Here is an 18513-nt window from a genome sequence, read left to right on the forward strand (position 1 = left end):
TCAGGTCCTCCTCCAGCGGGACTCACCGAAGCAGTAACCGGCGAACAGCAGCAGCCCGATGGCGACCACCACGAGCAGCCACGGTCCCGCCGGGGTCTTCGCGAAGGCCCTCAGCGTGCCGTCGATGCCGCTCACCTTGTCGGGGTCGAAGGTCAGCGCCGCCTGCACGACGAAGATCCCGGCCAGCCCGGCGATCAGCCCTCGGGCGGTGTATCCGGCCAGGCCCAGGCGGTCCATCACCTTGCGGGCGCGCGGCGACATCCGGCCGGTGTCCAGTTCCTCGCGGAACTTCTTCTTGACGCCCTGGTACACCCAGTACGCGCCCAGCGCGATCAGCCCGAGGCCGATGAGGGCGACGATGATCGGGCCGGCGGGCAGTTCGAGAAGTTTTCCGGTGACGTCCTGCGACTTCTTGTCCTCCGACTTCGCGCTCCCCGACGTCAGCACGGTGATCAACGTGAACACGATGAACGCGTACACGGCCACCCGGCCCACCGACTCGGCGCGGTCCAGCGCCTTTCTGCTGCCGAAGAACACCTCTGAAAGCTGCCAGAGCGCCAGCGCGGCGAACCCGACAACCATGATCCATAGAATCACGGCGCCGAAGGGCAGGTCGGACACCGTGCTGATGGCGCCGTTCTTGTCGGCCTCCTGGTCGCCGTCGCCCAGGGCGATCTGGATGGCCAGGACGCCGATCAGCCCATAGAGCACACCACGACAGGCCAGGCCGATGCGGGCCAGCCGTACCATGGCGGGACTGTCGGCCGCCTGGCGGGCCGCTGTCTCAGCGTGGCTCACCATTCCTCCTGAAGGTCGTTGAAGACCTTCAAGTGCCCGAGATGAAACCCTTTAGACCTCTCTTACGGCTTCCGCCGCGTGCCAGCTCGCCAGAAACCGCAACGCCTCCTCGGTCCGCGAGCCCGGCTGGGCCAGGTAGGTGACCAGGACCTGGTCGGCATGAGCGCCCGGCCGCAGGCTCTCGTAGTCGAGGAACAGCTCGCCGGCGAGCGGGTGGTCCAGGGTGACGCGCCCGGCCGACCGTTCCCGCACCTCGTGCTCGGCCCACAGGCGGCGGAAGTCCACGCTCTTGACCGACAGCTCGCCCACCAGCGCGGCCAGTTCCCTGTCGTCGGGGTGCCGGCCCGCGTCCAGGCGCAGGAACGCCACGGTCTCGCGGGCCTTGTCGTCCCAGTCGCGGAACAGGGTCCGGGTGTGCTCGTCGAGAAAGACCAGGCGGGCGCAGTTCAACGGGCCGTCCGGCGGAGTGGGCCGGTTCCAGAACAGCAGCGAGGCCAGGCGGTTGCAGGCCAGCATGTCGGTCCTGCGGCCCATGACGAAGGCGGGCGTGTCGGCCAGCGAGTCGAGCACCCTCTTGACCGTGGGCCTGACCGGCTCCCTGGTCACGGTCTCGGCCGTGGGCCTGGCCCGCGTCACGGTCTTGTCCGTGGCGGGACGGGCGAGGTCGTGGAGGTGGGCCCGTTCGGTGTCGTCCAGGCCGAGCACGCGGGCCACGGCGTTGAGCACCTCGGCCGAGACGTTCCCGGCGCGCCCCTGCTCCAGCCGGACGTAGTACGGCACGCTGACCCCGGCCAGCAGCGCGACCTCCTCCCTGCGCAGGCCCTCCACCCGGCGGCGCTCGCCGTACGTGGGCAGACCGGCCTGCTCGGGCCGCACCCTCGCGCGGCGCGATCGCAGGAACTCTCCGAGCTCATTCGCCATGACCCCATTGTCGGACATCTCCCCATGCGCTGCCTGACCCTGCCAGTACCACCCTCAGCGCTGTCCTGGCTACGCCGCCGGGGGCGCTCGCAGGATGAGGCCCATGGATGACAACACCGGCCGCACCGCGGTCATCACGGGCGCCTCCTCTGGCATCGGCGCCGCCGTAGCCGTCAAGCTCGCCGCGCAGGGCGCCCGGGTGGCGCTCGTGGCCCGCAGGAAGGACCGCGTCGAGGCCCTGCGCGACCAGATCGGCGAGCGGGCCGTCGCGGTGGCCGCCGACGTGAGCAACCCCGCCGAGGTGGCGGCGGCCAGGGAGCGGGTGGCGCGAGAACTGGGCCGAGTCGACCTCGTGGTCAACGCCGCGGGCATCCTCGTCCCCGGCCTCCTGGACACCCCGGACCCCGACCTGCCGGACACCTCAGCCCCCGGCCTACCGGATACCCCAACCCCCGGCCTATCGGCTTCCCGCCTGCCGGACACCTCGACCACCGGCCCGCGGACCGGCGGCATGCCGGCGGACTGGCGCCGGCAGCTCGACGTGAACGTCGCGGGGCTGCTGCACGTCTTCCGCGCCTTCCTCCCCGACCTCCAGGCGGCCGCGGCGGCGGGCGTGCCCGCCGACCTGGTGAACATCTCCTCGGTCGCCGCCTCCAGGATCGAGCCGGGCGCGGCGGTCTACGCAGCCACGAAGGCCGCAGTCAGCCACCTTTCCCGAAATATCCGGAACGAGCTGGCGCCCAGGAACATCCGCGTCACCAACCTCGAACCAGGCGTGGTCGTCACCGAACTCCTCTCCGCCTCCGAACTGGGCACCGCCTGGCTGGAGGACATGAAGACCAGGATCGACCCGCTGGCCGCGGCCGACCTGGCCGAGGTGGTGGCGTTCGCGGTCAGCCGCCCGATCCACGTGAGCCTCCCCGAGATCACGGTGGTGCCAACCCGCCAGGTGTAGACTCTTCCATGTACATGCATATTCTGTACGTGCATGTACACTGGGGTTCCGCACGGAGGGAGGCGCCGGATGGCAACGGACGACGACGACATGTGGGTGGGCGTGATCCGCCTGCACGCCAGGGTCGAGCACGAGCTGGCCGCCGCCCTGCAGAAGCACGGCCTCGGCCTGTCGGAGTACCGGGCGCTGTGCCACCTGTCGATCGCCGAGGGTGGATACCTGCGCATGCAGGAACTGGCCGACCTCCTGGGCCTCAACCAGAGCTCGGTGACCCGGCTGGTGGGCCGCCTGGAGAGCAGCGGGCTGAGCCGCCGCGACTTCTGCGACCAGGATCGGCGCGGCGTCTACACCCTCATCACCGACGAGGGCCGAGCCCGCAAGGCCGACGCCGCCCCCACTTACGAGACCACCCTCACCACCGCCCTGGACCGCGCCGCCAAGGAGGGCCTGGCCCCCACCGTAACCGCCCTCCGCACCCCCACCCCAACCCCCTGACCCACCCCTCCGGCACACCACACCCCGCAACGACACGCTCCGGGGGCGACATGCCAGTGCCGCACGACGGCCCGCGGAGCCGGGCCCGTCGTGCTCCGGGCGCGGGCCTCAGCGGCGTGCGGGACGTGCGGCGGTGTGCTTGCCGGTGGTGGCGCGGTGGACTCGCCCAAGGCCCGTGGCGTGGTGGCGGGCCGTACCAGGGGAGGGTGGTTTTCAGGACGGTTGTCTGGTGATCCGGGCGAGCTTTTCGTCGGCCAGGCGGGCCAGCTCGGCCAGTCCTTCCTTCTTCACCTTGGCCCCGATCACCAGCAGGCTCGTGACCACGCCCTTCCTGCCGATCACCACCGCGCCGATCTGGGCGGCCTCGCCGTCGCTGACGGCGGTGGTGAGGAAGGCGAAGGAGCGTTCGCCGCGTGCGGGCAGTTTGAGGGGAACGGTCCGGTAGGTGACCTTGGCCCCGGAGACCTCGGCCTTGTACGAGGCGCACCGCGCGGGCACCGGCCCGGGGAAGAAGTCGGTGGCCACGATCGCCTGTGTGATGGAGCCGTCCTTGGAGGAGTAGGCGACGACGGCCGCGGGCGCGGCTCCGAGCTTGGCGGGGTCGAGCTGCCCCGCCCCCGCGCAGCCCGGCTCGGACACCTTGGCGTCCTTCAGCGCGGCCATGCCCTGCCGGGTGGCCTTGAGCGAGCCGTAGGCGCCGGTCTCGGGACCGTAGGCGACGCTCATGCCGTCGGGGGCGGACAGCAGCCCCGCCCCGAGCCGGGCCGCGTCGGAGGGGGTCGCGGAAGGGGACGGTCCGGCGGCCTGCCCGCTGGAGCAACCCGCCATGACCACCATTCCGAGAAAAACCACAGAAAAGGCCTTATGCATGAATTCCCCAATACGCACCAGCGGCATTTCTCAGCACGCTAGACGAATCGGGTCACCCGTTTTCCGCTCTTGACGGAACGCCCCGCCTTTACGGCTTCACTGGCTTTTGTGGCTTTTCTTCGCTTCCATTGGGCGTCGCGCCGTTGAGAATGGCACGAGCCAGCCCCAGCCCGGTGCCGCCCAGTGTGAGCGCCTTGGCCAGCAGTTCCTCGACGCCCTGGGCGCCGTTGAGCACGACCATGTGGTCCACGTTGCCGAACGCCTGGGCGCCCGCCTTCACCACCTCGGGCCAGCGCTCGGCCAGTTGCTGGGCGATGACCGCCTCCTGGTTCTCGGCCAGCGCCTCGGCGCGCGCCCTGATCGCCGCCGCCTCCGCCAGGCCCTTGGCCTGCTCGGCCTCCGCCTCGGCCAGGCCCAGCGCCTTGGCCGCCTCGGCCTGGGCCAGACCGCGCGCCTTGGCCGCCGCGGCCTCCGCCTCTCCGGCGACCTTGGTGGCCGCGCCCGCGGCCTCACCGCGCAGCCGTACGGCTTCCGCGTCCGCCGCCGCGGCCTGCTTGACCTGGGAGGCCTGGGCGACGGCACGCAGTTCGGTCTCCCTGGCCTCGGCCTCGGCCTGGGCGATGCGGGCATCGCGTTCGGCCTGGGAGAGCGTGACCGTCTCGTACGCCTTGGCGTCGGCGGGCTTGCGTACGCGACTGGAGCCGCTGCTCCGAGAGCTGGGCCTCCAGCTCGGCCGCCCTGGTCTCCTGGACGACCACCTCCTGCCGGGCGCTCGCCTCCGACAGGGGCCCCGCCTGGCGCGAGGTGGCCTGGGCGCGGTCGATCTCGGCCTGGTAGGACGCCTGCTTGATCTGGGCGTCGCGCCAGGCCGCCGCCTTGTTGGCCGCCGCGACCTGCTCGGCCTCGGTGGCCTCCTGGTCGCGCTGGGCCTCGGCGATGCGGGCGGTGGCGGCGACCTTGGCGGCGTGCGGCTTGCCGAGGTTGGCGATGTAGCCGGTCTCGTCGTCGATTTCCTGGATCTGCAGCGAGTCGACGATCAGGCCGAGCTTGCTCATCTCGTCGGCGGCCGAAGCCCTGGTCTCGCTGGTCAGGCGTTCGCGGTTGAGGATGAGGTCCTCGACGGTGAGGCCGCCGATGATCGAGCGCAGGTGGCCGGTGAACAGCTCGTGGATCGCGCCCGTCATGAAGTCCTGCTGGTCGAGGAAGCGCCGGGCGGCGTTGGCGATGGAGGTGAGGTCGTCGCCGACCTTGTAGATGACCACGCCTCTTATGTGGACGGGGATGCCCTGCTGGGTGACGCAGGAGACCTGGAGGTTGGCGGATCGGGTGTCGAGGCGTAACCGCCTGGCGGTCTGGAATCCGGGCAGCACCGCCGTACCCTTGCCAGTAATGATCTTGAAGCCCAGCGAGTCGAGACCGTCGCCGCGGCGGCGGGCGCCGAGGCCGGAGATGATCAGCGCCTCGTTCGGTTCGGCGACCCGCCAGACCGCCTTGAACACGAGGATGAGAACGACGACGGCGACGAGGATCCCGCCGGCGGCGATGAAGAGCTCAGGGGACATCAGACCTCCCTAGACCAGTGCCCGAGCCACATAGACCGTGCGCGGCGGGAAGTACTCCACCACCACCACGATCGTCCCTACCGGGAACTCCTCGTCGGCCACGCTCGGATGGGCGTAGAAAGCCTCGACGCCGCCCCGCACCTGGACCATCACCTCGCCGACCAGACCCGGGCCGATTCTCCCCGTGACCCGTCCCTGCTTGCCGACCATAGGACTCCCCCTGTTGGTGATATTCCGGACGGTACTCCAATCAGGCATTCGCGGTAATAGGCCGCGCAAAATGTTCGTCGAGGGGCTGCGCGCCTTAGAGCGGTATTTACCGCCCGTAGTGATGATCGCGCCCATGAGTGACATCAACCCCCGCAGGGCACACGAGCTCGGGATGGGACGGCCTATAACCCGCCGCGACTTCTTCGACGGTGTGGCGATGGCCGCGGGGGTGGCGGCGCTCGGCGCCGCGGCGGGTTGCACGGGACCGAGTTCCGGCGAACCCGGTGTCATCGGCACTCAAGATCTCCAGGTCCCGGGCGACGTACGGTTCCCGCCCACGCTCACCGGCCTCCAGGGCAACACGGCGCAGGCGCTCAGCGTGCCGCACGCCCTGCGCGACGACCGCTTCTGGCAGTACGCGGGCACGCCCGAGTTCACCGGCGAGAACTACGACCTGGTCGTGGTCGGCGGCGGCATCAGCGGGGTCAGCGCCGCCTTCGAGTGGCTGCGCGTCAACCCGCGCGCCCGCATCCTGATCCTGGACAACCACGACGAGATCGGCGGCCACGCGCGCCGCAACGAGTTCCGCCCGCCGGGCCGCAAGGGCCCGCTCATCGGCTACGGCGGCTCGCAGTCGATCGAGGCCCCGTCTGTCTGGACCCCCGAGGGCAAGAAGCTCCTGGACCAGCTCGGCGTCCAGGTGGACAAGTTCGAGAAGTACTTCGACCAGAAGCTCTACTCCGGCCTCAAGATGTACGACAGCGTCATGTGCGACCGGGAGACCTTCCCGGTGGACCGGCTGGTCAGGTACACGCCGGGCATCAAGCCGGAGCAGTGGATCCCGCAGCTCCCGGTCGCCGAGCAGGCCAAGAAGGACCTGCTGCGCCTGTACAAGAACCCGCCCGACTGGTTCCCCGGCCTGTCGCCGGCCGAGAAGGAGCGCAGGCTGGCCGACCTGACGTACTCGCGGTTCCTGCTGGAGGTGTGCAAGGTCCACCCGGACGTGGAGCGGTTCCTGCGCACGCAGTCCAGCGACGAGTGGGCCTACAGCACCCAGGCGTTCGGGGCCATCGACGCCTGGGGCAGCGCGGGCGACCTGGAGTACCCCGGCTTCCAGGGCATGAAGCTCAGCACCGACAAGCCGTCCAGGTTCAACTCCCCCAGCATGATCAAGGAATGGGACGCCGAGGACCCGTACATCTACCACTTCCCCGAGGGCAACCAGGCCCTCGTCAGGATGATGCTCGGCCGGATGATCCCCGGCTTCGCCAGCGCGACCGGCATGGACGCCATCACCACCGCCTCCTTCGACTACGGCAAGCTCGACCTGCCCTCGAACCGGGTGCGCTTCCGGCTGTCCAGCCCCGTGGTGATGGCGCACAACGACGGTTACCCGGACACCGCGACCACCGCCACCGTGGGCTACTTCGACGGCCACCAGATCAGGACCGTGCGCGCCGGCGCGGTGGTCATGGCCTGCTGGAACATGGTCATCCCCTACCTGGTGCCCGCGCTGCCGCCCGAGCAGAAGCAGGCCCTGCACCAGGCGGTCAAGATGCCGCTGCTCTACGCGATGGTCCAGCTCCGCGACTGGGAGGCGTGGCGCAAGGTCGGCATCAACCACACCCGGTGGACCGGCGCGTACTGGTGTGTGTCCGAGCTCGACTACCCGGTCAGCATGCCGGGGTACGAGTGCCCGAAGGACCCCTCCCAGCCGATCAACGTGCACATGATCGCCACGCCGTGCCGTTCGGAGATGGGGCCCGCGGAGGGCGCGATCGCCGGCCGCCACAACCTGCTCAAGACGGACTTCTCCTTCTTCGAGTACACGATCCGCGACCAGCTCGCCAGGCTCCTGGCACCCGGCGGCTTCGACCCCGGCAAGGACATCGAGGCGATCACGGTCAACCGCTGGGGCCACGGCTACGCCCCCGAGTACTGCCGCCCGTGGAACGCCTTCTACCCCGACGGCCCCTTCCCGGCCGAGATCGCCCGCAGGCGGCATGGGCGAATCGCGATCGCCAACTCCGACTCGATCCCGGCCGCGTACGCGGACGCGGCCGTCACCGCCGCCCACCGAGCCGTCGCGGAGCTGTCCACATGAGACCCTGGCTGAGGATCTTCCTCATCGGGCTGGCCCTGTGGGCGGCCTCGGTTCTGGTCACGATCTGGACGGAGAACTCCAACCTCGTCCCCACGGTGGTCCTGCTCGGCAGCTTCCTGGTGCCGGTGACGTTCGTGGTCTGGGCGTACGGGCGGGAGCGCTCGTCGGAGGTGACCGTCGAGCTGCTGTTCAAGGCGTTCGTGATCGGCGGCGTCCTCGGCGTGCTCGGCGCCTCGATCCTGGAGAGCTACCTCAAGCCGTCGCTGGTCATGTTCGTCGGCGTGGGCCTCATCGAGGAGGGCGTCAAGCTCGCCGCCCTGATGCTGCTGACCCGGGGCCTGCGCCGGCACGACGTCAGGGACGGCGTCGTGCTGGGCGCCACGGTCGGCTTCGGCTTCGCCGCCTTCGAGAGCGCGGGCTACGCCTTCAACGCGATGTTCACCAGCGAGGGCGTCTCGGTGGTGCAGCTCGTGGAGACCGAGATCCTGCGCGGCGTGCTGGCGCCCGTCGGCCACGGCCTCTGGAGCGCGATCATCGGCGGCGTGCTGTTCTCGGCGGGCGGCAGGCTGGCCGGCAAGGTGATCCTGACGTACCTGGGCGTCTCCCTTCACGCGCTCTGGGACTCGATGAGCGGCCTGGCGATCGCGATCACGCTGTTGCTGACCGGGCAGCCGTGGCAGTTCCAGCTCATCCGCATCGGGAAGGTGCCCGGCGTCACCGACGGGCAGGTCCACCTCTACACGGTGCTGAACTGGGGCGGGCTGATCATCATCTCGGCCCTCGCGTTGCTGTGGCTGCGCTCGGTCATGGGCGCGGTCAACCGCCGATGGCGCTGAGGCTGGCGGCCCAGAGCCGCTCGGCGAGGCCGGGGTCGGTCCTGCCGCGGGCGGGCTTGTCCTTGACGTAGTAGCGGCCCGGCTCGCCCGCCGAAGCGGCCAGGCGGACCAGGGTACGCGCGCCGGTCTCGGGCGGCTTGGCCACGCCCGGCACCGCCAGGTAGAAGCGCATCAGCAGCGTGTCACCCGCGAACCCGGTGCGGATGACGCCCGGATGGAAACAGGTCGCGTGCACCCCGCGGGTGGCCAGCGCCTGGGTGAAGAGCATGTTGGCCTGCTTGGTGTCGCCGTACTGCAGCCACGCGTTCCACCGGCGCCGCTCCCTGCTCAGGTCGCCGGGGTCCAGGCGGCCGGTGTTGCCCGCCATGGAGGTCGTCGTGACCACCCTGTCAAGCCGGTCGGTCAGAGAATGGGTCAGTAGGAACGGCGCCAGATGGTTGACCTGAAACATCAGCTCGTGGCCGTCTCCGGTCACCTGCCGCGGCTTGCTCAGCACCCCCGCGTTGTTGGCCAGCACGTCGATGCGCTCGTAGCGGCCGCGTAACGCCTCCGCCAGGCGCCGCACGTCGTCCAGCGAGGTGAAGTCGCAGGTCAGGACCTCGGCTTTGGGTCCGCTCAGCCCGGCGGCGACGGCCTTGAGCCGGGTCGTGTCCCGCCCGACCAGCACGACCTCGTGCCCGAGAGCCGACAACCGCGTGGCCGCGGCGGCTCCGATGCCGGCACTGGCCCCAGTTATCACGGTAATCATCACGTTCCTCCCACTGCGCCGGAACCTTAATAGGTGCTAGTCTCCTGTGCGATCTTCCGGAGGTGTATTTACACAAAGTGTGGATATACGCCTCGACCCCGAGGTTGGAACATGGGCTCGCGAAACCGGTCAATTCGGTTCAAGATCTTCTTATTGCTGCTGCTCCCCCTGCTGTCTTTGAGCGCGCTCTGGGGGTTCGTCCTCAACCTCACCGTCGGTGACGGACAGAACCTTCTTCGGGCCAACACCCTCTACCAGACGATCGGCGTGACCTCCACCGATCTAGGGCTCCAGCTTCAGGCGGAACGGACACGATCCGTCGCCGCGGCCACCACGCGCAAGCTCACCGAGGATCTGGGCGAGCAGCGCGCCCGCACCGACACCTCCGTCCTGCGCTTCCAGAGGGCCGCAGGGGAAGCCGGCGACGCCGTCACCGAGGACATGCGCCCCACGCTCGACGCCCTCAACACTGAGCTCGCCCGGCTGGGGTCCATCCGCGGCGGCATCGACGCCGGGCACAGCTCGCGGCTGACCGGCATGAACGAGTACAACCGGGTCCTGGACGCGCTCTTCCGCCTCTACGACCACCTCGTCACCGTGCCCGACCTCGCCCTGTTCCAGCAGGCCTCCTCGCTGCAGTCCATGAGCAACGCCCGCGAGCTCATCGCCAGGGAGCAGGCACTCGTCGGCGGCGCCCTGCTCAGCGGCGACCTCAGCCCCGCCGAGGTCACCGCCATGACCGAGTACGTCTCCTCGCGCAAGTTCCTGCACGCGCGGGGGCTGGCCGGGCTCGACGTGTCGCTGCGGCAGCCGTACGAGGAGGTCTTCGGCGGGGAGGCGTTCCTGAGCTTCAGCGCCGCAGAGCTGAGCGTGGTCGGGACCGGGCGGCCGCCGGCCGACGCCGACGAGTGGAACACCGCCGTCACCAAGCTCGCCGACCAGCTCGACAAGATCGGCGCCGCCTCCACCGGGGTCATCGCCGAGCGCGCCACCGACGGCGCCACCGCGATCATCGTGCGCATCGCGCTCGCCGGCGGCGTCGGGCTCATCGCCGTCGTCGCCTCCATCCTCATCTCCGTGCGCTTCGGCCGCCGCCTCGCCGCCGAGCTCGCCGGCCTGCGCACCGCCGCCCTCGACCTGGCAGAGGTACGGCTGCCGCGCCTGGTCCAGCGGCTGCGCGACGGCGCCGAGATCGACATCAGGAAGGAGGCCCAGCCGCTCAAGGTCAGCGGCTCGGCCGAGATCACCGACGTGGCAGGGGCCTTCGGCTCGGTGCAGCGCACCGCCGTGGAGGCCGCCGTCGGCCAGGCGACCGTACGCCAGGGCGTCAGCCAGGTCTTCCTCAACCTCGCCCGGCGCAAGCAGGGCCTGCTCCACCGCCAGCTCGCGCTCCTGGACACCATGCAGCGCCGCACCCACGACCCCGACCGGCTGGACGAGCTGTTCCGCCTGGACCACCTGACCACCCGCATGCGCAGGCACGCCGAGGGCCTGATCATCCTGTCGGGCGCCGCCCCCGGCCGCGCCTGGCGCAAGCCGGTGCCGGTGCTCGACATCGTGCGCGCCGCCATCGCCGAGGTCGAGGACTACGCCCGCATCAAGGTCGAGTCGATGCCCGCCGCCGCGCTCGACGGCGCCGCCGCGGCCGACCTCACCCACCTCGTGGCCGAACTGGTCGAGAACGCCAGCATCTACTCCTCGCCGGAGACCTCGGTGCAGGTGCGCGGCGACCTGGTCAGCAACGGCTACGTGATCGAGGTCGAGGACCGCGGGCTCGGCCTCAGCCCCCAGGAGTACGCCGAGATCAACGCCAGGCTGGCCGACCCGCCGGAGTTCGACCTGGCCGACAGCGACCGGCTCGGCCTGTTCGTCGTGGCGAGGCTCGCCCAGCGCCACGGGCTGCAGGTCACGTTGCGCGCCTCCCCCTTCACCGGCACCACCGCGATCGTGCTCATCCCCAAGCGGCTCGTCACCGAGCGGGAAGCGCTGCCGCCCGCGCCGGACGAGGAGCCGATCGAGCTGCCGAGCCGTTCGAGCAAGAGGCCCAAACCGCTCGCCGTCGTGGGCCAGCCGCACAACGGCCTGCCCAGGCGGGTACGGCAGGCCAACCTGCCCGCCCAGCTCAGCCAGCCGCCGGAACCACCACCGCCGCCGCCGCCCACCACTGAACGCTCTCCCGACGAGGTACGCGACCTGTTCTCCGCGTTCCAGCGGGGAACCCAGCGCGCCCGAGAAGAAGCAGACAACGAGGGGGACGACTCATGAGCACGCCCATCACGAACACCGGGGAGCTCAACTGGCTCCTCGACGACCTGGCGACCAGGGTCGCGGCCGTCAGGCAGGCCGTGATCCTGTCCACCGACGGTCTCGCGGTCGGCTACTCCAAGGGCCTGACCCGCGAGGACGCCGAGCATCTGGCCGCCGTGGCGTCGGGTTTCCACAGCCTGGCCCGCGGCACCGGCCGCCATTTCGAGGGCGGCGACGTGCGCCAGACCATCGTGGAGATGGAGCAGGCGTTCCTGTTCGTCACCGCCGCCGGCCAGGGCACCTGCCTGGCCGTGATGGCCGAGGCGAACGTGGACGTCGGCCACATCGCCTACGAGATGGCGATGCTGGTCAAACGGGTCGGGCAGCACATCACGACCAATCCCCGATCGGGCCTGTCATGACGATGTGGATGGACGACGAGGCCGGGCCGCTGGTCCGCCCGTACGCCCTGACCGGAGGCAGGACGCGGTCCTCCTCCGGCGATACGCTCGACCTGATCGCCATGGTGAGCGCCGTCGGCGATCCCCCGGGCGGACTCGGCCCCGAGCAGCTCGCCATCCTGCGGGCGGCGCGCTCGCCGATCTCGGTCGCCGACATCGCGGTCGAGCTCGACCTTCCGGTCGGCGTCGTCCGCGTGCTGCTGAGCGACCTGCGTGACCACGGACTCATCTCGGTGACCGCTCCCAACGCGGCAGGGCCGCGGCCCAGTGAGCGACTTCTCAAGGAAGTGATCAATGGACTCCGCGCTCTCTGACGACCCCGTAGCGCTCAAGATCCTCATCGCGGGCGGCTTCGGTGTCGGCAAGACCACCCTCGTCGGCTCGATCAGCGAGATCAAGCCGTTGCGGACCGAGGAGGTGCTGTCCGACATCGGCATCGGTGTGGACGACCTCGACGGGGTCGAGGCCAAGACGACCACGACCGTGGCCATGGACTTCGGGCGCATCACGATCAGGGAAGGACTGGTCGTCTACCTGTTCGGCACGCCCGGTCAGGAGCGTTTCTGGTTCATGTGGGACGAGCTCTCCCACGGCGCCTTGGGCGCGGTCGTCATCGCCGACACCAGGAGGCTGACCGACTGCTTCCCCTCGGTGGACTACTTCGAGCAGCGCGGCACGCCCTTCGTGGTCGCCGTCAACTGCTTCGACGGCGCCTCCAGGCACAGCGTCGAGGACGTGCGCATCGCGCTGGACCTGGACGAGGACGTGCCGGTGCTGCTGTGCGACGTGCGGCGGCGGGCCTCGGCCAAGGAGGTCATGGTCTCCCTGGTGGAGCACTCGCTGCGCACATTGACCGCCGCCGGCTAGAGGTGCGGCGGTCCGGTGTACGGGAAGCCGGGCAGCAGGTCGGCATGCGGCCCGATCCCGTCGCCCCGGATCCTCCCGTTGCTGATCATCCGCAGGCGGAGGTCGGTGACGTCGTCGGGCTCCCTCGCGTCGTACGCCTCCTCGGCGTTGAAATAGGCCGTGAGCGACGGATGGGCGCCCCGGTCCACTGAGACCCACCGGCCGTCCCGCTCGACGCTCACGCGGCCCCACAGGCCGATCAACGGCGCCTGTCCGAGGATCTCGTCGGGCATCTCCATCGCGATGCTGATCACGTTGTGGCCGGCCACGGTGTCGTCGCCGGTCCACGTGAGGTCGTTTCCGATGCCGCCGAGGTCGGCGAACAAGGGGCCGCTGCGCAGGCCCACGGAGAGCGTCAGCCAGCCCTGCCGGACGACGACGGGGTCGGCGCCGAAGCCCACCCCAGGATTTCTACAAGGCCTTCAGGCCGCTGATGACCTCTCTGAGCAGGTTCTCCGTCGGGGAGCCGGCCTTGCCCAGCGGCTGGCGTACCTGGACCAGGCCGTGGTCGATGAGGTCGCCCAGCAGGACCCGCACCACGCCGACCGGCAGGCCCACGTCGGCGGCGACCTCGGCGACCGGCGCGCCGCGCCCCTGCGCGAGCTGTCCCAGGAGCCTGCGGTGCTGCGTGCTCAGCTCCGCCTGCGCGGGCGCGGCCAGCCCGGTCGCGGCCACCGTCGCCAGCAGGTCGAGAGCCGCCGAAGAGGAACGTGTGCGGCCGCGGGCCACCGCGTACGGCCGCACCACCGGCCCGGCCTCCTCATCCACCCACTCGTCCTCGCGACTCACGATTCAGATCCCCCGTCCTTGTCGCTGTCCTGGCGCCCGCGCTGCCAGCCCGACTGCAGCGAGGAGAGCAGCGCCCTCGTCTCCTCGGGCGAGCGTTCCTCCGCCTGTTCCTGCTGTACCCGTTGTGGGGGGTTTGCCTGCCTCGTTCGGCGGGGCAGTTCCGGCGCCTTCTTGGCGGCCGTGGTCCGCGTACGGCGCGGCAGCCCGGTATCGGTCGTCCGCACCACCGAGACGGAGACCGACTCCAGCTCGGGCGGCATGTCGGCCACGGTGGGCAGCGCTTCGATGAGGGCCGAGGGCAGGAGCACGATCGCGGTCGTGCCGCCGTAGGGGGAGGGCTTGAGCGTCACCACGACGCCGTGCCTGGCGGCCAGCATGCCGACGACCGCGAAGCCCAGCCGCTCGGTCTGCGCGGGGTCGAACTCCTGCGGCCTGGCCAGCCGCTCGTTCACCGCGGTCCTGGCCTCCTCGGTCATGCCCAGGCCGCGGTCCTCGATCTCGACGGCGAAGCCCCTGCCGACCAGCTCGCCGCGGACCGAGACCTCGTTGCCGGGTGAGGAGAAGGCGGCGCCGTTCTCCATCAGCTCGGCGAACAGGTGCATGAGGTCGGCGACCGCGGTCCCGGTGACGCCGCACTCGGGCATCGGGTAGACGCGGACCCGGGTGTACTCCTCGACCTGGGCCGCGGCCCCGCTCAGCACGTCCTCGACCGGGATCGTGGAGCGCCATCTGCGGCCGGCCGTACCGCCGGACAGGAGGACGAGGCCCTCGGCGTGGCGGCGCATGCGGGTGGTCAGGTGGTCGAGGCGGAACAGGCGCTCCAGCGCCTCGGGGTCCTCGGTCTGGCTCTGCATCTCGTCCAGCAGCTTGAGCTGGCGCTGGACGAGCGACTGGCTGCGGCGGGCCAGGTTGCGCAGCGCCTCGGAGATGCCCTGGCGGAGCCTGGCCTGCTCGACGGCGGCGTCGATCGCGGTGCTCTGCACGCTGTCGAAGGCCGCGGCCAGGTCGACCACCTCGTTGGTGGACCCCGCCTGCACCGCGACCGGCGGCGCCTCGGCGACCAGGTCGACGCTCTCGCCCTTGCGCAGGCGGCCGACGAGCTCGGGCAGCCTCAGCTCGGCCAGTTCGAGCGCGCCCCGGCGCAGGGTGGCCAGCTCGCGGGTGATCCTGCGGCCGACCCGGACGGAGACGAAGATGGAGAAGACCACGGCCACCAGGCCGAGCACTCCGGCGGCGACGGCCCGCAGCACGATGGCGTAGCCCGCGGGCTCCATCCGGGCCAGCAGCGCCTCGCCGTTGACCCCCATGGCCTGGTTGTAGCCCTTCAGCACCGGCTCCACGACGCCGTTCCACAACTCGACGTCGCTCTTGCCGCCGGCGATGTAGCCGCTGATCATGCGGTCCATGACGGTCGTGTCGATCTTCAGGAACGGCGTCCGCAGCCCGGGTTCGAGGTCGGCCATCGCCCGGGGGTACTGGTAGGACCTGGCGCCGTCCAGGCGGGCCAGCAGCAGGCGGTCGGCCTCCGAGGGCGCCCCGGCGGCGGCGACGATCAGCGCGTGCTCGCGGTTGATCAGCTCGCGCACCTGGTCGGCGCCGATGAGGCCGCGGGCCTGCTGGTAGAGCTGGAGGTCGGTGCCGAGGGCGAAGGCCGCGTACAGGCGGTGGACGGAGTCGGAGATCTCGCCGTAGGCGGAGATCAGCTCGGCCGCCGTCGCGGTGCCGCCGTCGACCAGCCGCCGGGCGTCGGACAGGTCGCCGACGGCCTCCAGCGTGTCCTTGAGCTGGCGCGACATCTCGGGGCTCAGGGCGGCGGTGGTGTCCTCCGACGTGGCCTGCTCGGTGAAGGTCTTGCGGGCCTTGTCGGTCCTGGCCCTGGCGGCGGCCAGCGCCGCGGGGTCGTTCCGGTCGCCCGCCACCTTCTCGGCCGAGGCGAGCCGTTCCTGCTGGAGGGCGGTGACCAGACCGTCGGCGTGGTCGATCGCACCACGCCAGAGGGTGTCGATCTTGAGTAGGTTGAGGGCGTCGCCAGAGGTCGTCCCGGCGGCGAAACCCCAGAGCGCGACGAGGGAGACCAGGGGGATCACGAGCAGCGCCGAGATCTTGAATCGGATGGATCTGCCCGATGCCATGACACCTGCTCCCGGATAGAAGATCGCGGGAGAGGATAGCACCGAAGTAGTAGCTCTTTATGATCAATTCGTGAGAAACTTGTGATATGTCAGGATTTGGACACGCTTTCCCCAGGCCAGCCTGACCAACCACGCGGCCAGAACCCCGAGCACCGCGACCTCCGCGCCCAGCAGCACGCGCTCCACGAGACCGATCAGCACCCGGTCACCGGGCATCGCCACGTACGCGATCGCCAGCACCCCGAGACCGCCCGCCAGGGCCAGCCACTCCATGGTCCGCGCGATCGGCTTCCACCGGGCGTCGGCGGCGAACCTCGGCACGAGCAGCGCCGCCGCCGCGGGCAGGCTGACGAACGCCGCGATCGAGACGTAGCGGTGGATCAGCGCGGTCGTGGTCATGTCCATCCCGATGGGCGTGGTCGGCACCGCCGCGGCGACGAGCAGCGCTCCCGACCACACCCCCAGCAACCACTGCGGCAGTCCCCTGATCGGCGCCCCCGCCGCCCTGAGACCCGCCAGCAGCACGAACGACCCCAGCCCCAGAACCGCCATCCCCAGCTCCGTGACGCCCCCGCGGTCGGCCACGGCGTACTCGCTGACGGTCACGTTCATCGGGTCCAGATACGGGTCGGGCACGATCTGGCCCACCACGACGGCGACCACCGAAAAGGCGATCGCCAAGAACGCGACGTGGGGATAGAACTTCTTCACTGCGGCCATGACCCCAGCCTGCCCGGGATCGGCGGGCGCGGACATCGGGCCACACCCCTGACCCGACCCTGATCCCTTCTCAGGGGTAGCCGGGGTTCAGCGGTCGCGGTTGTCGGGGCCGCCCTCGATGAGCTGGTCCAGCGCGCGCTCGATGGCCTCTCCCACCGGGCGCAGGACGGAGCCGGCCGCGTTGAGCAGCGGCGCCACGATCTCGGTCAGGTCGTCGAACAGGTCGGGCTCTTTGGTCTCAGGAGGCGCCCACCGCATCGAGTCGGCGCTCATCGCCTCCCAGTCGTCGACCACCCCGTCGATGGCGTCGACGATGTGCTCAGGGTCGCTCTGCATGACCTTCTCCAAAGCGAGTCAGCGGATAAGGCCACGGTAACCCGGAAAGCACCAAGTACGCGGAAAGGGTCAGGCGGGGATGGAGACGCCCACGCCGCCGCGGGTCTGCCCGCCGTACCGCTCGATGTCCTTGGCGAGGTCGAGGGGACGGATGCCGGTGCGTGCGGCGAGCACCTCGTCGGTGACCAGCGCGGCGGGGACGAGCCAGGAGACCTCGAACTCCAGCCCGTCGGGGTCCTTGGCGTAGAGCGCCTTGGTGGTGGAGTGGTCGGAGGCGCCCGCGAGCGCGCCCAGCTCGCTCAGCTTGGCCGCGACGCGCCCCAGCTCGTCGAGCGTGTCGACCTCCCAGGCCAGGTGGTAGAGCCCGACGGAGGTACGCCCCGCGGTCGTCGGACCCGCCTGCGCCCCCATCTGGAACAACCCGAGATCGTGGTCGTTGGTCGAGCCGGCGGCCTGCAAGAAGGCGGCGCCCGACATCTCCATGACGACCTCGAAGCCGAGCGCCTCGCGGTAGAAGGCGACGCTGCGCTCGACGTCGCGGACGTAGAGCACCGCGTGGTTGAGCCGCTGGACCGGCATGACGATCCCTCCTCGGAAATTTGAACTCTCAAGCAAACATACCCTGAGATATATGAGAGTTCAAGTAAACTGGCCGGCATGACCCGATGGCTCGACGACGGAGAACAGCGCGTCTGGCGCAACTTCCTGGCCACCATCCAGCTCGTCAACGAGCGCCTGGACCGCCAGCTCCAGCGCGACTCCGGCATGCCGCACGCCTATTACATGATCCTGGTGGCCCTGTCGGAGGCCGAGGGCCGCTCCATGCGCATGTCCGACCTCGCCCACCGGGCCCAGTCCTCGCAGAGCCGCCTGTCCCACGCCGTGGCCCGGCTGGAGGAGCGCGGCTGGGTGCGCCGCGCCCCCTGCCCCGACGACCGCCGCGGCAACCTCGCCGTCCTCACCGACGACGGCTTCTCCGCCCTGGCCGCCGCCGCCCCCGGCCACGTCGAAGAGGTACGGCGGAGCCTGTTCGACGCCCTCACCCCCGCGCAACTGCGCACCCTCGACGAGATCTGTACGGCGGTGCGGACCAAAACTGTCGGCGGCTCGTCGTAGCGTGACCCCCGGGGAAAATCTGTCGACGAGGAGACGGGGTCGCATGCACGACACGGACGCAGCGCTGTTCCAGGCCGTTCACGGCATCGCGGGCAGCCTGGCGGGCCAGCCGGTGCCGGTGGTGATGGACGCGCTATTGCGGCAGTTGCCCAAGGCGCCCGGCCTGGAGGTCTCGGAGATCCGCAGGATCGCCGAGGAGATCAGCGTGGGACGTGATCCCTCAGGTCTGTGAACACGCGTTTGCCGACCGCCAAAACCGGGCATACCGGGGCCAATCTCTGCGCTCTAATCTCATCCGTGGGAGCTG

At 70.3% G+C, this 18513-nt stretch carries 23 protein-coding genes; 10 read left to right on the forward strand and 13 right to left on the reverse strand.

Translation table 11 applies throughout. The features are described from left to right. Both ACIBEJ_RS38730 and ACIBEJ_RS38735 read right to left on the reverse strand, forming a co-directional pair. On the reverse strand, nt 1–801 hold the full coding sequence (locus ACIBEJ_RS38730) for a DUF1206 domain-containing protein (protein ID WP_397187930.1): 801 nt from the start codon (nt 799–801) through the stop codon (nt 1–3). Nucleotides 802–849: 48 nt separating this feature from the next. Then, nucleotides 850–1719, reverse strand: coding sequence for a helix-turn-helix transcriptional regulator (locus ACIBEJ_RS38735; RefSeq protein WP_397187931.1), 870 nt, complete (start codon nt 1717–1719; stop codon nt 850–852). Nucleotides 1720–1822: 103 nt separating this feature from the next. On the opposite strand from ACIBEJ_RS38735, the gene ACIBEJ_RS38740 reads away from it, so the two are divergent. Both ACIBEJ_RS38740 and ACIBEJ_RS38745 read left to right on the forward strand, forming a co-directional pair. After that, entirely contained in the window at nt 1823–2674 is an 852-nt protein-coding gene (locus ACIBEJ_RS38740) for an SDR family oxidoreductase (RefSeq protein WP_397187932.1), read from the forward strand. A 69-nt stretch (nt 2675–2743) separates the two neighbouring features. Beyond that, nucleotides 2744–3169, forward strand: a complete 426-nt coding sequence (locus ACIBEJ_RS38745; RefSeq protein WP_397187933.1) for a MarR family winged helix-turn-helix transcriptional regulator — start codon at nt 2744–2746, stop codon at nt 3167–3169. Between the two features lie 213 nt (nt 3170–3382). Here the strand turns inward: ACIBEJ_RS38745 and ACIBEJ_RS38750 are convergent, their stop codons facing one another. The 4 genes from ACIBEJ_RS38750 to ACIBEJ_RS38765 all read right to left on the reverse strand — a co-directional run bounded on the left by ACIBEJ_RS38750 (nt 3383) and on the right by ACIBEJ_RS38765 (nt 5811). Beyond that, on the reverse strand, nt 3383–4021 hold the full coding sequence (locus ACIBEJ_RS38750) for a hypothetical protein (protein ID WP_397187934.1): 639 nt from the start codon (nt 4019–4021) through the stop codon (nt 3383–3385). A gap of 106 nt (nt 4022–4127) precedes the next feature. Beyond that, a complete protein-coding gene (locus tag ACIBEJ_RS38755; protein ID WP_397187935.1) occupies nt 4128–4280 on the reverse strand; it encodes a hypothetical protein in 153 nt (50 codons plus the stop codon). A 268-nt stretch (nt 4281–4548) separates the two neighbouring features. Continuing rightward, nucleotides 4549–5601, reverse strand: coding sequence for an SPFH domain-containing protein (locus ACIBEJ_RS38760; RefSeq protein WP_397187936.1), 1053 nt, complete (start codon nt 5599–5601; stop codon nt 4549–4551). Between the two features lie 9 nt (nt 5602–5610). Further along, entirely contained in the window at nt 5611–5811 is a 201-nt protein-coding gene (locus tag ACIBEJ_RS38765; protein ID WP_379611183.1) for a hypothetical protein, read from the reverse strand. A 133-nt stretch (nt 5812–5944) separates the two neighbouring features. Here ACIBEJ_RS38765 and ACIBEJ_RS38770 point away from each other — a divergent pair, with 133 nt between their 5' ends. Both ACIBEJ_RS38770 and ACIBEJ_RS38775 read left to right on the forward strand, forming a co-directional pair. Next, a complete protein-coding gene (locus tag ACIBEJ_RS38770) occupies nt 5945–7915 on the forward strand; it encodes an NAD(P)-binding protein (protein WP_397187937.1) in 1971 nt (656 codons plus the stop codon). Then, nucleotides 7912–8751, forward strand: coding sequence for a PrsW family intramembrane metalloprotease (locus ACIBEJ_RS38775; RefSeq protein ID WP_397187938.1), 840 nt, complete (start codon nt 7912–7914; stop codon nt 8749–8751). The genes ACIBEJ_RS38770 and ACIBEJ_RS38775 overlap by 4 nt, the downstream gene beginning before the upstream one ends. Here ACIBEJ_RS38775 and ACIBEJ_RS38780 read toward each other — a convergent pair. Further along, a complete protein-coding gene (locus ACIBEJ_RS38780; RefSeq protein ID WP_397187939.1) occupies nt 8732–9499 on the reverse strand; it encodes an SDR family NAD(P)-dependent oxidoreductase in 768 nt (255 codons plus the stop codon). The two genes, ACIBEJ_RS38775 and ACIBEJ_RS38780, sit on opposite strands and share 20 nt — an antisense overlap. A gap of 153 nt (nt 9500–9652) precedes the next feature. On the opposite strand from ACIBEJ_RS38780, the gene ACIBEJ_RS38785 reads away from it, so the two are divergent. The 4 genes from ACIBEJ_RS38785 to ACIBEJ_RS38800 are packed head-to-tail and all read left to right on the forward strand — an operon-like array spanning nt 9653 to nt 13074. Continuing rightward, nucleotides 9653–11764, forward strand: a complete 2112-nt coding sequence (locus tag ACIBEJ_RS38785; RefSeq protein ID WP_397187940.1) for a nitrate- and nitrite sensing domain-containing protein — start codon at nt 9653–9655, stop codon at nt 11762–11764. Further along, complete coding sequence (locus ACIBEJ_RS38790) at nt 11761–12168, forward strand: roadblock/LC7 domain-containing protein (protein ID WP_184958917.1); 408 nt, start codon at nt 11761–11763, stop codon at nt 12166–12168. Before ACIBEJ_RS38785 ends, ACIBEJ_RS38790 begins: the two co-directional genes overlap by 4 nt. Then, on the forward strand, nt 12165–12521 hold the full coding sequence (locus ACIBEJ_RS38795; protein WP_397187941.1) for a DUF742 domain-containing protein: 357 nt from the start codon (nt 12165–12167) through the stop codon (nt 12519–12521). The genes ACIBEJ_RS38790 and ACIBEJ_RS38795 overlap by 4 nt, the downstream gene beginning before the upstream one ends. Continuing rightward, complete coding sequence (locus ACIBEJ_RS38800) at nt 12502–13074, forward strand: GTP-binding protein (protein WP_397187942.1); 573 nt, start codon at nt 12502–12504, stop codon at nt 13072–13074. Before ACIBEJ_RS38795 ends, ACIBEJ_RS38800 begins: the two co-directional genes overlap by 20 nt. Here ACIBEJ_RS38800 and ACIBEJ_RS38805 read toward each other — a convergent pair. From ACIBEJ_RS38805 to ACIBEJ_RS38830, 6 genes are all read right to left on the reverse strand, one after another. Continuing rightward, nucleotides 13071–13514, reverse strand: coding sequence for a DUF4331 family protein (locus tag ACIBEJ_RS38805; protein WP_397187943.1), 444 nt, complete (start codon nt 13512–13514; stop codon nt 13071–13073). The two genes, ACIBEJ_RS38800 and ACIBEJ_RS38805, sit on opposite strands and share 4 nt — an antisense overlap. A gap of 10 nt (nt 13515–13524) precedes the next feature. Next, nucleotides 13525–13902, reverse strand: coding sequence for a DUF742 domain-containing protein (locus ACIBEJ_RS38810; RefSeq protein ID WP_397187944.1), 378 nt, complete (start codon nt 13900–13902; stop codon nt 13525–13527). Next, on the reverse strand, nt 13899–16034 hold the full coding sequence (locus tag ACIBEJ_RS38815; RefSeq protein ID WP_397187945.1) for a nitrate- and nitrite sensing domain-containing protein: 2136 nt from the start codon (nt 16032–16034) through the stop codon (nt 13899–13901). Before ACIBEJ_RS38815 ends, ACIBEJ_RS38810 begins: the two co-directional genes overlap by 4 nt. A 63-nt stretch (nt 16035–16097) precedes the next feature. Continuing rightward, nucleotides 16098–16754 (reverse strand): DUF998 domain-containing protein, encoded by a 657-nt coding sequence (locus tag ACIBEJ_RS38820; protein ID WP_397187946.1) that lies wholly within the window; start codon nt 16752–16754, stop codon nt 16098–16100. Between the two features lie 87 nt (nt 16755–16841). Next, entirely contained in the window at nt 16842–17090 is a 249-nt protein-coding gene (locus ACIBEJ_RS38825) for a hypothetical protein (RefSeq protein ID WP_397187947.1), read from the reverse strand. A gap of 69 nt (nt 17091–17159) precedes the next feature. Next, nucleotides 17160–17669, reverse strand: coding sequence for a VOC family protein (locus tag ACIBEJ_RS38830; RefSeq protein WP_397187948.1), 510 nt, complete (start codon nt 17667–17669; stop codon nt 17160–17162). A 78-nt stretch (nt 17670–17747) separates the two neighbouring features. On the opposite strand from ACIBEJ_RS38830, the gene ACIBEJ_RS38835 reads away from it, so the two are divergent. Both ACIBEJ_RS38835 and ACIBEJ_RS38840 read left to right on the forward strand, forming a co-directional pair. Next, the gene (locus ACIBEJ_RS38835) at nt 17748–18206 is read left to right on the forward strand and encodes a MarR family winged helix-turn-helix transcriptional regulator (protein ID WP_397187949.1); all 459 of its coding nucleotides are present in this window, start codon (nt 17748–17750) and stop codon (nt 18204–18206) included. Between the two features lie 43 nt (nt 18207–18249). Then, entirely contained in the window at nt 18250–18438 is a 189-nt protein-coding gene (locus ACIBEJ_RS38840) for a hypothetical protein (RefSeq protein ID WP_397187950.1), read from the forward strand. The last annotated feature ends 75 nt before the right edge of the window (nt 18439–18513 follow it).

It is taken from the genome of Nonomuraea sp. NPDC050790 (assembly GCF_044456745.1).
GTDB lineage: Bacteria > Actinomycetota > Actinomycetes > Streptosporangiales > Streptosporangiaceae > Nonomuraea.